This is a genomic window from Mesorhizobium sp. M0802 (assembly GCF_040320115.1).
Taxonomy (GTDB): Bacteria; Pseudomonadota; Alphaproteobacteria; order Rhizobiales; family Rhizobiaceae; genus Mesorhizobium.
The window spans coordinates 69,710-83,023 of the sequence record NZ_JAMYOY010000017.1 but is presented as its reverse complement, the minus strand read 5'-3'; the positions used below and the strand labels follow the sequence as shown (position 1 = coordinate 83,023).

At 64.2% G+C, this 13,314-nt stretch carries 14 protein-coding genes; 5 read left to right on the top strand and 9 right to left on the bottom strand.

Annotated elements, in window-relative coordinates:
• The first annotated feature begins 8 nt into the window (after positions 1–8).
• On the top strand, positions 9–635 hold the full coding sequence (locus tag NKI10_RS22525; RefSeq protein ID WP_352862019.1) for a DNA-3-methyladenine glycosylase: 627 nt from the start codon (positions 9–11) through the stop codon (positions 633–635).
• An 86-nt stretch (positions 636–721) separates the two neighbouring features.
• On the opposite strand, the gene NKI10_RS22520 is transcribed toward NKI10_RS22525, so the two are convergent.
• The 4 genes from NKI10_RS22520 to NKI10_RS22505 are packed head-to-tail and all read right to left on the bottom strand — an operon-like array spanning position 722 to position 4,426.
• The gene (locus NKI10_RS22520; protein WP_352862017.1) at positions 722–1,858 is read right to left on the bottom strand and encodes an ABC transporter permease; all 1,137 of its coding nucleotides are present in this window, start codon (positions 1,856–1,858) and stop codon (positions 722–724) included.
• Complete coding sequence (locus tag NKI10_RS22515; RefSeq protein WP_352862015.1) at positions 1,855–2,775, bottom strand: ABC transporter ATP-binding protein; 921 nt, start codon at positions 2,773–2,775, stop codon at positions 1,855–1,857. The genes NKI10_RS22520 and NKI10_RS22515 overlap by 4 nt, the downstream gene beginning before the upstream one ends.
• On the bottom strand, positions 2,772–3,725 hold the full coding sequence (locus NKI10_RS22510) for an HlyD family secretion protein (RefSeq protein WP_352862013.1): 954 nt from the start codon (positions 3,723–3,725) through the stop codon (positions 2,772–2,774). The genes NKI10_RS22515 and NKI10_RS22510 overlap by 4 nt, the downstream gene beginning before the upstream one ends.
• Positions 3,722–4,426, bottom strand: a complete 705-nt coding sequence (locus NKI10_RS22505; protein ID WP_352862011.1) for a CerR family C-terminal domain-containing protein — start codon at positions 4,424–4,426, stop codon at positions 3,722–3,724. Before NKI10_RS22505 ends, NKI10_RS22510 begins: the two co-directional genes overlap by 4 nt.
• 92 nt (positions 4,427–4,518) lie before the next feature.
• Here NKI10_RS22505 and NKI10_RS22500 point away from each other — a divergent pair, with 92 nt between their 5' ends.
• The 3 genes from NKI10_RS22500 to NKI10_RS22490 all read left to right on the top strand — a co-directional run bounded on the left by NKI10_RS22500 (position 4,519) and on the right by NKI10_RS22490 (position 6,910).
• The gene (locus NKI10_RS22500; RefSeq protein ID WP_023739820.1) at positions 4,519–5,016 is read left to right on the top strand and encodes a CYTH domain-containing protein; all 498 of its coding nucleotides are present in this window, start codon (positions 4,519–4,521) and stop codon (positions 5,014–5,016) included.
• A gap of 86 nt (positions 5,017–5,102) precedes the next feature.
• On the top strand, positions 5,103–6,041 hold the full coding sequence (locus NKI10_RS22495; protein WP_352862009.1) for a CHAD domain-containing protein: 939 nt from the start codon (positions 5,103–5,105) through the stop codon (positions 6,039–6,041).
• A gap of 41 nt (positions 6,042–6,082) precedes the next feature.
• A complete protein-coding gene (locus NKI10_RS22490; RefSeq protein WP_352862007.1) occupies positions 6,083–6,910 on the top strand; it encodes a C40 family peptidase in 828 nt (275 codons plus the stop codon).
• 49 nt (positions 6,911–6,959) lie between these two features.
• Here the strand turns inward: NKI10_RS22490 and NKI10_RS22485 are convergent, their stop codons facing one another.
• Both NKI10_RS22485 and NKI10_RS22480 read right to left on the bottom strand, forming a co-directional pair.
• On the bottom strand, positions 6,960–8,336 hold the full coding sequence (locus tag NKI10_RS22485) for an adenylate/guanylate cyclase domain-containing protein (protein WP_023814550.1): 1,377 nt from the start codon (positions 8,334–8,336) through the stop codon (positions 6,960–6,962).
• A 116-nt stretch (positions 8,337–8,452) separates the two neighbouring features.
• Positions 8,453–9,253 carry a helix-turn-helix domain-containing protein gene (locus NKI10_RS22480; RefSeq protein ID WP_023739823.1) on the bottom strand — a complete coding sequence of 267 codons (801 nt, stop codon included), beginning with the start codon at positions 9,251–9,253 and terminating at the stop codon, positions 8,453–8,455.
• Positions 9,254–9,368: 115 nt separating this feature from the next.
• Between NKI10_RS22480 and NKI10_RS22475 the strand changes: the two genes are divergently transcribed.
• Entirely contained in the window at positions 9,369–10,226 is an 858-nt protein-coding gene (locus NKI10_RS22475; protein ID WP_352862004.1) for an NHL repeat-containing protein, read from the top strand.
• 18 nt (positions 10,227–10,244) lie between these two features.
• Here the strand turns inward: NKI10_RS22475 and NKI10_RS22470 are convergent, their stop codons facing one another.
• The 3 genes from NKI10_RS22470 to NKI10_RS22460 form a co-directional block, all read right to left on the bottom strand.
• Positions 10,245–11,966 (bottom strand): SulP family inorganic anion transporter, encoded by a 1,722-nt coding sequence (locus NKI10_RS22470; RefSeq protein WP_352862002.1) that lies wholly within the window; start codon positions 11,964–11,966, stop codon positions 10,245–10,247.
• A 79-nt stretch (positions 11,967–12,045) separates the two neighbouring features.
• Entirely contained in the window at positions 12,046–12,315 is a 270-nt protein-coding gene (locus NKI10_RS22465) for a helix-turn-helix domain-containing protein (protein ID WP_023687514.1), read from the bottom strand.
• 288 nt (positions 12,316–12,603) lie between these two features.
• A complete protein-coding gene (locus tag NKI10_RS22460; protein ID WP_023687516.1) occupies positions 12,604–13,314 on the bottom strand; it encodes a phosphatase PAP2 family protein in 711 nt (236 codons plus the stop codon).

The following is a 13,314-nucleotide window of genomic DNA, read 5'->3' as shown; positions in this document are numbered from 1 at the left end:
GAGATTGCATGAACGACCATGACATACGAGCGGCTCTGGATCGCCACGACCCGCTCGATCGCACCGACCTGCCGGAGGATACGGCGGCCCTCGCCCGCTATCTCATCGGCAAGCTTGTGGTGCGGGAACTGCCGGAAGGCATGGTCAGCGGCCGCATCGTCGAGACCGAGGCCTATGTCACCGGCGACGCCGCCGGTCACGGCTATCGCGGGATGACGCCGCGCAACCGTTCGATGTATCTCGAGGCCGGGCACGCTTACGTCTATCTCGCCTATGGCGTCTCCTGGATGCTCAACGTCTCGAGCGAAGGAGCGGGGACCGGCACCGGCGTGCTGATCCGGGCGCTCGAACCGCTCGAAGGCATTGCCGTCATGCGGCAGAATCGGCGTGTCGAACGCCTGCGCGATCTGGCGCGCGGGCCGGGGCGGCTCGCCCAGGCCTTGCGGATCGACCGCTCACTCGATGGCATCGATCTCTGCCGGCAAGGCCCACTATGGCTGGCAGCCGACGAACATCAGGCCGGCGACATCGGCCAGGGCATCCGCATCGGCATCACCAAGGATGCCGCCCGCCCGCTGCGGTTTTATGTCAAGGGCAGTGCCTTCGTCAGCGGTCCGAGATCGCTCAACGGCTAGTGGCAGTCGCACGCCTTGGAGATCGGCGAAGCATTTCTCCCGACGCCGCGAAGGCCTATACCAACACTGGGTAGCTCCTGCGGCGTCTAGTCCAGCGTCCGCCTGAATCGCACCAGTGCTACGCCGGCAAACAGCACCACGAACCCCACCAGCCAAGCGATCTCGCCCGCCACCGCCGGCAATTCGGCGCCCTTCAGCATCACCGCGCGAGTGATGCGCAGAAAATGCGTCAGCGGAAAGATCTCGCCGAAGGTCTGCGCCCAGCCCGGCATGCCGCGATAGGGGAACATGAAGCCGGATAAAAGGATCGACGGCAGGAAGAAGAAGAAGGTCAGCTGCAGCGCCTGCATCTGCGTGCGGGCGATGGTCGAGATGGTGTAGCCAAGCAGCACCAGCGCCAGCACGAACACCAATACGGCTGTAAGCAGCAGCGACATCGAGCCGGTGAAAGGAATGGCGAACAGAAGCTTCGACGCCGCCAGCACGACGACCACCTGGACGCCGCCGACCACCAGATAGGGCAGCACCTTGCCCAGCATGATCTCGAACGGGCTGGACGGCATGGCGAGCAGGTTTTCCATAGTGCCGCGCTCGGTCTCGCGGGTCAGCGCGATCGAGGTCATCATCACCAGGGTCATCTGCAGGATGACGCCGAGCAGGCCGGGCACGATGTTGTATTGCGAGATGCCTTCCGGATTGTAGCGCTGGTGCACCACCACATCGAGCTGGCCCCTGGCGGCCTCACTCGCCGCCTCCTGCATCCCTTGCGCCCGAAGCAGCGCCTGGCTGGCCACTTTGCTTAGCGTCGAGATGGCGCCGCTGGCAGCGGCCGGGTCGGTGGCGTCGGCCTCGATGAGTATCTGCGGATTGTCGCCGCGCTCCACCCGGCGGCCGAAATCGGCCGGGATGGTGACGACGAAGGCGACATCGCCGCGCGCCATCAGGAATTCGGCAGCCTCGGCACTTTGCGCAACATGGTCGAAGCGGTAGTAGCCGGTCGTCTGCAGGGCCGCGACAATGGCGCGGGTGTAGGGGTCGTTGCTGGTCGCCACCAGTGCGGCAGGCAGGCTTTTGGGATCGTTGTTGATGGCGTAGCCGAACAGCACCAGCTGCAAAAGCGGCACGCCCAGCATCATGGCGAAGGTGATGCGGTCGCGCCGCATCTGGATGAATTCCTTGATCAGCAGCGCACCGAGCCTGGCGAAGGAGAAGACGCTGTTCATGCCATATTGTCCTTCGAGCCGGACATGAACTGAATGAAGACGTCCTCGAGGCTGGTCTCGCCGGGTTTTACGCTGACACCCTTGTGCTCCTTCTCGACATCGGCGAGCGCCTTTTCGAGCTTTGCCTTGTCGGAGCCGACGACATGCAGCGTCGCGCCGAACGGCGCCACCTGGTCGACGCCGGGCCGGTCCCTGAGTGCATCGGCGACCTGGTCGAGGCGCGGTCCCTGCAGCACGAAGGTGGTCAGACCGGCATTCGTCACCACCTCGTCCACCGTGCCGGTGGCCAGCATCTTGCCGTAGGAGATGTAGCTGATTCGGTGGCAGCGCTCGGCTTCGTCCATGTAGTGGGTGGACACCAGCACGGTCAGACCGCCGCTCGCCAGCCGGTGGATCTCGTCCCAGAATTCGCGCCGCGCCTTCGGATCGACGCCGGCGGTCGGCTCGTCGAGCAGCAGCAGCTTCGGCTTGTGCATGATGCAGGCGGCCAGTGCCAGCCGCTGCTTCCAGCCGCCCGACAGCGTGCCGGCGAGCTGGTTGCGGCGGCTCGTCAGGCTAAGCTCGTCCAGCGTTTTCGACACATGCTCCTCGACCGGCTTCAGCCGGTAGAGCCGCGCCACGAATTCGAGATTCTCGCCGATCGTCAAATCCTCGTAGAACGAGAATTTCTGCGTCATGTAGCCGACTTCGCGCTTGATGCGGAGCGACTCGGTGCGGATGTTGAAACCCAGCACCGTACCCTCGCCCTCGTCGGGCGTCAGCAGGCCGCACATGATGCGGATGGTCGTCGTCTTGCCGGACCCGTTGGGCCCGAGAAAGCCGACGATCTCGCCCTCGGCCACCGTCATCGTCACATGGTCGACGACAGTCTTGTCGCCGAAACGCTTGACCAGGCCATGAACGTCGATGGCGTTCATTTTGCGGAGGCCGCCAGCTCGACATCGACGATCTGTCCGGGCTGCAGCGCTTGCGCCTTGCCCTCAGGCCGCGCCTCGACGAGGTAGACCAGCTTCTGCCGGTTCTCGAGCGAGTAGATCACCGGCGGGGTGAATTCCGGGTCGGGCGAGACATAGCTGACGCGCGCCTTCACCTCCGGCCCGCAGCCGTCGCAATGGACGACAAGCAGCGTGCCGACTTTGATCGACGAGAACGCACTTTCCGGGACATAGACGCTGAGCTTCACCGCACCGTCCGGCAACATCGAAATGACAGGCGCGGTCGGACCAGCGGTGTCGCCGGGATTGCGGATGACGTCATTGATGCGGCCGGGCGAGGGTGCAGCCAGCACGCGCTTCGATAGCCGCCACTCAGCCTGTTCCAACGCCGACTGTGCCTGTTTGACCTGATTGTCTGCCGCCTTGATCGTTTCGGGACGCGCAGGCAGACCGCCGACGGCGAGGTTGGCCTGCGCCTGGCCGACCTGCGCATTGGCGGTCTCCAGCGTCGCGGCGGCGGTGTCGTAGTCGGCCTGCGTGCCGGCACCGCGCTTGAACAGGTCGGCGGCGCGGTCGTATTTGCGCTTGGCATCCGTCGCCTGGGCCTTGGCCATGTCGACCTCGGCCTTCAGCACCGCGATCTCTTCCGGCCGCTTGCCGATCTGCAGGTCGGCCAGCTGCGCCTGCGCCTGGGCGAGGGCCGCTTCAGCCTGGGCCACGGCGATTTTTGCGTCTGCGCTTTCCAGCGTCACCACCTGCGTGCCTGATACAACACGGTCGCCGCGCTTGACCGCCACGGTCTCGACCTGCGCCACTTCGATCGGCGCCAGCAAGACATAGTCGCCCTCGACATAGCCGACGGCAAGCGGCGCTGCCGGCGCGCAGGCGCCGAACAGCTTGGCCGCGAGAGGCAGGGAACAGAGAAAACTCATCGCTTGCCCTCCTTGCGGGCGACCGGATTGCGGGCCGCCAGTATGGCGCCAAGATTGCCCGTGACAGCCGCCACCACTTTAACGGCCTCGGTGTTGCCGATCTCGCGCCAGCCCATACGACGCATCACTGCTTCGCGGCCGATGCGGAAATAGATGACCTGGCCGATCAGCGTGAAGACCACGAGCTTGGTGGCCTCGCTTTCGGCCGGCTCGCCCGTCGCCTGTTCCCAGATCTGGCAGAGGCGGCGATGCGTCGGTTCGAACACCCCGTCATAGATACGGTCGAGGGCGGCCGTCGGATGCGACAACTCTCTAAGTACGAATTGTACGATCTCGCCCGCCTCCGGCCGGGCGACGATAAATCCTACCATCCGCTCCAATGCGGTCGAGAGCTGCGCCCGCGCCGTCTCTGAACTGGCTTGACCTTGCAGCAGCGTGCCGCCGAGCGCCTGGCCGGCAACCGACTGGATGGTCTCGACGATGTGGTCGGCGGCGGCCCCGCGGAGCCCTTCCTTGCCGCCGAAATGATAGGCGATGGAGCCGATGTTGGCCTTCGCCTCCGCCGCGATCTCGCGCGTCGAGGTGCCGTCGAAGCCCTGCCGCCCGAACAGTTTGAGCGCGGCCAGCACCAGTGCGGCGCGCGTCTGCTCGGCGGGCGATGTCTCCTGGCGGGGCATTTTGTCGGGCGCGGATTTGATCATGTCGGCCTGTTTAATCAATCGATTGATTAAAGTCAAATTGATTGCCTACGGCCGCTTGCCATGTCGGGCCGCAGACGCTTTAGTGCGCGGCCATGGGCAAGGAAGTCGAACGCAAGTTCCTGGTCTCCACCGCCGAATGGCTAGAAATGGCCGAGGCGAATATACGCATTCGCCAGTTCTACCTTGCCGCAGCACCTGGCCGCACCGTGCGCGTGCGCATCAGCGACGGCAGTTCGGCGAAGCTGACGCTCAAATTCGGCAGCAAGATCCGCGAGCGTGACGAATACGAATATGAAATTCCACTGGCGGACGCAGAGGAGATGCTGGCCTTCGCCATCGGACATGTCATCGAGAAGACACGCCACCATGTTAGGCATCGCGGCTATCTCTACGAAGTCGATGTTTTCGGCGGGATTCTAGCCGGCCTTGTGGTGGCCGAACTGGAGACGCCGGAGGATGTACCTGACGAAATGCTGCCTGATTGGCTCGGCCGCGAAGTGACCGGCGAGCAGAGATTTTACAACGCGTCGCTCGCCCTAGAGCCGGATGATTTTAGGTCGGGTCGACCTAAAATCGGAATCCGGCTCTAAATCAAAAGAGATGGACCATGATGTCGTCCGAAAACCGCTTCACACTTTTCGGCATCATGCTCTAGGGGGATTCCGGAGATCGCCGCATGAGCTTTCGCATCGATCCGCGCCTGCCGCTGACCGGCGAGGTCAGGCGTATCCTTGGCGAGGAGATCGGCAAGGCGCTTGCCCATCTGGCCGTCGCGCGCGACCAGCCGGAGCAGGCATTGCACAAATGCCGCAAGCGGCTGAAGAGCGCGCGCGCCTTGCTGCGGCTGGTCCGTTCCGGAAATGAAACATTCTGTCGGACTGAGAACCAATGCTACCGTCAGGTGGCGGCGCTGCTTGCCGGGCCGCGCGAGGCGACCGCGCTGGTCGAGACCGTCGACCGGCTGGCAGCCGCCTTTCCCGAGCAGGTTGCCGGCGGCGGCCTCGACAGCGTGCGCGACCGGCTGATTGCCCGCCAGCATGAAATGCATGCCGGCGCCGGCCTCGACGCCGCCATAGGCGCGGCCACCGCCGCCTGCGAGGAAGGCCTCATCAGGATAGAGCGGCTGCTGCTCCCCGATCTGCCTGAGCATGCAGCCGATGTGGTTGCGGAAGGCGCTCGCAAGACCTTGCGCCGTGCCAGGAAGGCGCTGGACCGGGCGGGATCGCGCGGCGAAGCAGAGGATTTCCACGATCTGCGCAAGGCTGCCAAGACCCACTCGATGCATTTGTCGCTGCTCGGCCGGCTGTGGCCGACGCCGATCAAGGTGCTGCGCAAGGCAGTTGATGAACTTGGCGAAAAACTCGGCGAACTGCACGACGTCTTCGTCATGCGCGTGTTGCTCGAGGCCGACGGTGAGCCGCTCGGCGATGCGCAGGACACAAGGCTTCTTGGCAAGCTTTTGAAGCGCTCGGAAAAAAGCCTGAAGAAGAGCTGCCTCGCCGGAGCGGCCGAGCTGTTCGGCGACAGCCCCAAGCGCTTGACGAAGAAACTCGCGCGCAATGCGCGCGACGACCTCGCCGGCCCGGCATTGTCGAAAGAGGTCCCGGTCGGTTGATCATGGCCGAGGACGTCACCTCGTGCTAGTCACACTTTGCCATGACCGCGCCGCGCGACACGCTTCTCGACCGACTTGGCCGCTGGCTTGCCGGCCGGCTGCAGGACGAATCCTCCGGCTATGAGCCCTACACGCCGTCCGACGCCGAGACGTTGCGGCGCACGCTCGAGCCCGGCGACATCCTGCTCATCGAAGGCAACCAGAAGATCTCGGCGGCGATCAAATACCTGACCCAGTCGACCTGGTCGCATGCGGCCTTCTATATCGGCGATGCCTTGTCCGAGCCGGAGGACGGATCGGAACGGCGTCGGCTGATCGAAGTCACGCTCGGCGAAGGCTGTGTCGCCGTGCCGCTGTCGCGCTACCGCGCCTACAACACCCGTATCTGCCGGGCGAGCGGGCTGACCCCGGAAGACCGCGACCATGTCGTCGCCTTCATGATCGGCAAGCTCGGCCTGAAATACGATCTCAAGAACATTTTCGACATGCTGCGCTTTTTCCTGCCGACGCCGCCGGTGCCGGTGCGCTGGCGCCGCCGCATGCTGGCTTTCGGCTCCGGCGACCCGACGCGCGCCATCTGCTCGACCCTGATCGCCGAAGCCTATGGCGAGATCCGCTATCCGATAATGCCCGAGATCACCCGCGCGCCCGGGCGCGCCTCGGCGCAGTCGAACTATTCGCGCCGCGAAATCCTGCACATCCGCCACTACTCGCTCTACACGCCGCGCGACTTCGACCTGTCGCCATTCTTCCGCATCGTCAAACCGACGCTGGAATATGGTTTCGACTACCGGGCGGTGACCTGGGAGGACAAGGCAGGCACCGACGCCGCAGCCGCGAAGGCTGGCGCAATCGCCTCAGGCACGTGATGGCTTCGGCCTGAGTCATGAGGTGCAGGCGTCTCACATGGCGGCTGCATCACGCCGAAACCGCAATAGCGCCCTGGTTTTCGGCCCTGTGTTCGACCCAGACATGGACCGGTTCGTCCCGGCCGCGGATGCTAACCGGTCCATGATCGCGCGCATTCAACCGTGTCGTTGGCGATTCCGCCTTCGCGGCCTCAATCAGTCGTGACCCAAAGCAAATATTCGCCTGAAGTTCCCGGCAGAGCGCCTGCAAACGGCTGGCGACGTTGACGGTGTCGCCCACCACCGCGAAGGACAGGTTGCGCTCGCTGCCGACCGCGCCGAGGACGACGGCGCCATATTGTGCACCGATCCGAACGTCCAGCGGCGGATATCCCCTGGACACACGCTGGACATTCCAGTCTTCGATAGCGGCGATCATCGCTTCAGCGCACCGGATGGCCCGGGTTGCGTCGTCATGGCTGGCTTGCGGAACCCCGAAGGTCGCCATGATGCAATCGCCGATATAGTTGTCGACGGTGCCATGGTGGTCGAAAACGACCTGCTCCATGCGACGGTGGAACTGACGCAGTAGTTCGAACACTGCTTCGGCCGGATGATCCTCGGAATAGTGTGTGAAGCCGACGATGTCGGCGAACAGCACCGCGATATCCTGCCGGCGGACCGGACCGAAGGGCTCGTCATCCGAGGCGAGCTGGTCGACGACATTGGGCGAAAAATGCCGGGCGAGATTGGCGCGGGCGCGCTCTGCCTTGACATAGTCTTCCGACAGATGCCGGGAACGGGAGACGACCAGCGCCATGATCGCGCCGATAATCAGGACAACCAACACATTGGTCGCCTGCGCGAACGTATCGACGAAATTGGGGTTGAGATAGAGATTCAGTCGCTCTGTCATCGGCAGCGAATAGAGGTTCGTTGCCGGAATGACGGTTCCCGCATGCAAAACCACCCATCCCACCCCGATCGTCCACGTCAAGGCCGCGAGCGCGCCGAGATAGAGCGCCAATCGTGTCGAAAGGGTCAGCGCGCCAAGGCATACGAAAATCAGCAGGAATTTGAAGCTGCCCTCGCGCAGTTGCATGGCGGCCGGCGCGACCTCGAGGGAAAACGGGTTGGGCGTTACCAGCAGAACGGTCAACAGAATGATGTCCAGCGTACCGACGAGGTAACCGATCCACCATGGCGCGTTGCGGCGGCGCGCAAAGCGAAACTGGATCAGGCCGACGAGTTGGAACAGCGCGAGGCCCGCCAGCACGAAGAGCAGCGAGGCATCCCAGCGGCTGATCAAGGAAAAGAAGCAGGAGATCACGGCGAGCGATGCCGTGCGCGCCCAGAACTGCAATGCAGCACCCTGGCGTTCTGCGCGCTCCCGCAAATTTTTCAGGCGCGAATAGCGGCGAAGTTCAAGTGTTGGCGCGGTCGGCATAGGATCACTTCGATTTTGCGGGGACGGTCACGCATCCGGCGAACCCGCCCCGTACAGACTGGCAAATCAGCGCGCGAACTCTATCATGGTTTCGTTTTTGAAACGCGGCTGGCGCGTCAAGCCGGCAACGGGCGGCGTCCCTTTGCCGGAGCGGTGGGCCGGTCGGACGCACCGGCATCCCTGGGGTGCGGGCCGATCGGCATGATCGCCGGAAACGGGGTTGCGCCAAAAGCAAACGTCCATTTGTAGCCGGTCAGCCCGTCTTCCGGCGTCGTGTGCTGGTCGTGATGGGCGAGCAGTTTGGCGCGCTCGGCCAGTTCCTCCGCCTCGCGCTTCACCATCTCCGCCGTCTCCGGCCGCATCCGCCTGGAGAAAGAGACGAAGGTCGCTTCCCGCTCCAGATGGGTGATCGCCCAGCCGATGAAATTCTTGTTTGTCATCTCGAATAGCGGCCTGAGCGGCCCTTCGAAATTCCACTGGATCGGTGTGTCGACCAGCAGCCGTGCCGACAGCCCGCTGCCCAGCGCAATGAGGCCGAGCGCTTCGAGATCGCGCAGGTAGAGGAACATCGACGCTTCGCTCAAGCCCTGCGAGCGCATGACGCCCTCGGGCGTGAATTTCTCCGATAGCATGACGAAGATGAACAGCAACGCCGGCCGTCCGGCAAGCTTGCGCTCGACCTCCGGCGCGATGCGGTTGACCGGTCCCGGCCCCCGGTTCATCGATCCGAGCACGTTTTCCAGCTCGACGCCGGCGGCGGCGCAGATCCCGACGAGACGGTCGAGCTTGCAGTTGCGCTCGTGAAAGATGCGCTTCACCGTCGGCTCGGAAACGCCCATCCGCCCGGCTAGCTCACGATAAGTGACGCCCTTGGCCTTCAGGGTCCGCTTCAGCGCCTCGAAGATCAGGCCGTTCATGGAATGCACCTCTTTTGCGCCATTTCGTATCGGCTTCCGATACTAGCTCCAATTGCCCTTCCGGAAAAGTATCGAAAACTCTAGCTCTCCGCCATCCATCACAGGAGACCTGACCATGAAAACCCTCATCCCCTCCATTTGTCTCGCCGCCTTCGTTATCGCGCTCGTGCCTGCGGCCGAAGCCGCCGAACTCTGGCGCGCCTCGGGCTTCGAGCAACCCGAATCGGCGCTGTTCGATGCCGCCAACAATCGCATCATCGTCTCCAACATCGTCGGCAATCCCGGGGAGGCCGACGGCAACGGCTATCTCTCGGTGCTGTCGCTGGACGGCAAGGTCGTTAGCCGGCACTGGACCGCCGGCATGGATGCACCGAAGGGCTCGGCGATCTCTGGCGGCAAGCTCTACGTCGCCGACATCACCAAGGTGCGCATCGTCGATCTCGCCAGCGGCAAGCTCATCTCGACGATCGATGTGCCCGGCGCCGTTTTCCTCAATGACGTCACATCGGACAGTTCGGGCAAGGTTTATGTCACCGACATGCTGGCCGATGCGATCTACCGCATTGACGGCGACAAGCCGGAACTGTTCGTGAAGGATGCGAAGCTCGCCGCACCCAACGGCATCTTTGCCGATCGCGATCGGCTGATCGTGGCGTCCTGGGGCAAGGGCATCAAGCCGGACTTCAGCACTGCCGCGCCCGGGGGCCTGCTGTCGGTCGATCTCGCGACGAAAGCCGTGACGCCGCTGCCTGGCGCACAAAACTTTGCCGACCTCGACGGCGTCGTCGCCATCGGCGACAGCATCTACGCCACCGCCTTCATGACCGGCACGCTCTATCGGTACAAAGTCGGCGAGGCGCGGGAGGCTGTAGAGCAGTTCAAGCCGGGCAGCGCCGATATCGGCACAGACGGCACGCAGATTTTCGTGCCGCTGATGAACGAGAGCGAGATCGCGGTGCTGAGCCTGGACTGACGGCGCACATTTGCCGGCTCAGCCAACGGGCGCGGTTTTGAGTTGCGCCCGCGCATCCTTGATCGAAGCGGCAAAGGTCACCAGCGGCCGCTTGACGCCGTGGTTGATCAGCATGCGCCGCGTCTGCGGCGAGGCGCCGGCGATGATGAAACGCACGCCTGCGCGTTTCGCCTTGTGCGCCGCGCCCTCGATGACATTGGCCGCGGTGGAATCGAAGAAGGGCACCGCCGAACAATCGAGGATGAAGTTCTTGCGCTGGTCGGCGATGCGGTCGAGCACCGTGCCGACAGTCGAGGCGGCGCCGAAGAAGAAGGCGCCGGAGATGCGATAGACGACGGTGTCGGCGTCGCTTGCCTCGCTTGCATCGTAGGCGCGGCCGCTGCTGTCGGCGACATCGTCCTGCACCAGCGGCAAATCCGCCTCCACGGCGATCGACTTGGCCATGCGGTCGATGAACAGGATCGAGCCTAGCGCGAAGCCGACGACGATGCCTTCGGTGAGGTCGCGGAAGACGACGATCAGGAAGGTTGCCATCAGCACCAGCGCGTCGCCGCGCGAAGCGCGCAGCAATGTGGCGAAGGCCTGCTTCTCGAACATGTTCCAGCAGACAACCGCTAGCACCCCGGCAAGGGCGGCAAGCGGGATGTAGCTCGCCAGCGGTGCGGCCTCCAGCATGAAGACCAGCAGAAAAAGCGAATGCAGCATGCCGGAAACCGGCCCATGCGCGCCGGCCCGCACATTGGTGGCGGTGCGGGCGATGGTGCCGGTGGTGCAGATGCCACCGAACAGGGCAGACGCGATGTTGGCAAAGCCTTGCGCGACAAGCTCGCAATTGGAACGGTGCCGCCGCCCGGTCATGCCGTCGGCGACCACGGCCGACAGCAGCGATTCGATGGCGCCGAGCAGCGCAAAAGCCACCGCATCCGGCAGCACCGCAATCGCCTTGTCGAGGTTGAGTCCCGGCAGTGCCGGCAACGGCAGGCTGCGCGGAATGCCGCCATAGCGCGTGCCGATCGTTTCCGCCGGCAGCGAAAGCAGCGCCACGACAAGGGAGGCCAGTCCGACGGCGATCAGCATGCCCGGCCAGCCGGGCCGCCAGCGCTTCACCCCCACGATGGTGGCGATGGTCAACGCCGCCACCAGCGTCGCCGAGATGTTGAGCGTGCCGGCCGCGTGGCCGATCGCCATCAGTTTCGGCAGCAGCGGCCCGGGCTCCGGCCCGGCAAGCCTCAGCCCGAACAGTTCGACGATCTGGCCGGAGAAGATGATGATCGAGATGCCGGCGGTGAAGCCGACCGTCACCGGGTAAGGGATGAATTTGATATAGGTTCCGAGCCGGAGATAGCCGATGGCGAGCAGGAAGATGCCGGCCATCATCGTCGCCAGCAGCAGTCCGTCGACGCCTTCGCGCTGCACCGTCGCCGCCACCAGCACGATGAAGGCGCCGGCCGGGCCGCCGATCTGGAAGCGGCTGCCGCCGAGCGCCGAGACGATGAAGCCGCCGACAATGGCCGTGAACAGGCCGCGCTCCGGCGTCACGCCCGAAGCAATCGCAATCGCCATCGACAGCGGCAACGCGACAATGGCGACGGTCAGCCCGGCCATGAAGTCGGCCTTGAACTGCGGCAGGCGGTAACCTTCGCGCCAGACCGTCACCAGCTTGGGCGTGAACAGCTCTGAAAATGTCGGCTTTGCCGACTTCTGGGCCGGTTGATGCACTGCCCGCCGGATCTGATCCATGGACTGCCTTCCGCTTGCGTGAAGGCGGCGGGATCGTCGGCAGGACTGTCGGCGGTCGCCGTCGCGACTATATGCCGGCTCAGCCTTGCGGGTTCGGCGGCGCGACCGGCTTGAGGCGCACGCCCCGGCCGCCGCGCTCGCTGGTCTGGTTCTCGCCGATGAGCTCCACCCCGGCCTCGTCGAGAGCCTGGACAACCTTCATCAGCGTATCGACCACACCCCTGACCACGCCGTCACTCGCTTCCATGCGCTGGATTGTCGGAAGCGAAACGCCGGCACGCTCGGCGAGTGTCTTCTGATCGATGCCGGCCAGCGCCCTCGCGGCGCGCATCTGCGCGGCAGTGATCATCGGTCGGAACCCCCGTCTGAGTCTGCGGAGACGACGTGTAATACAATCATAGTGATGTTTCAACCATCATAAAGCATACATGAAACATGATCTCTCCACAAAGCCGGATGGCGGGATACGGGATGAGCATGCTACGCTAACCGCCTTGGCTCTTATTGGCGGGGAAATATCAGTTGAAGATTTTCAGGACCTTGACGACGTCGGCAGCCTTGCTGTCGGCGGTTTTTCTGCTGGCAGGCTGCGGACACGGGCTGATCAACCGGCTGATTTGAATGTCGCTCCGGATCGTCAGTCTTCGGGCTCGTTGCCATCGGCCACCGCCTTGTTCCGCTGCAGCATTCGCGCCGCCAGCCAGCACAGCGTCGCCCAGGTGAAGCCGGCGCACCATCCCGCCAGCACGTCGGAAGGCCAGTGGACGCCGAGATAGACGCGGCTGACGCCGACCAGCAGCGTTACCAGCACCGCCAGGCTGAGGACATAGATTTTCGTCGTTCGTCCCGGCAGGAAGCGCGCTGCCAGCGAGCCCAGCGTGAGATAGGTCACCGCCGACAGCATGGCGTGGCCGCTGGGAAACGACAGCGACGTCTCGTTGGCCAGGTGCGAGACAAGATCGGGGCGCGGCCGGTCGATGCCGGCCTTGAGCAAGGTCGACAGCAGCTGCCCGCCGGCCACCGCGACAAAGATCAGCAGCGCCGTCCTCGGCCTGCGGATCAGCAGGAGGTAGACGATCACCGCCGTTACGATCAGCACCAGCACGCTGGAGCTGCCGAGGCTGGTGATGTCGCGCATCGCGCCTTCCAGCCATGCCGGGCCGACGGGAACATCCGGCTGACCCACTTTTCGGAAAGCGAGCAGGATCTCAGTATCGAAAGCGTGCGGCGTGGTGGCCCGCGCCACCTCCATCAGTTCCTCGAAGCCCCACAGCCCGGCGGCTATCACCAGCCCGGCCAGCAGCACCGGAAATTCAAGCCAGTTGGTGAACGCACGCGGAGTCTTCAT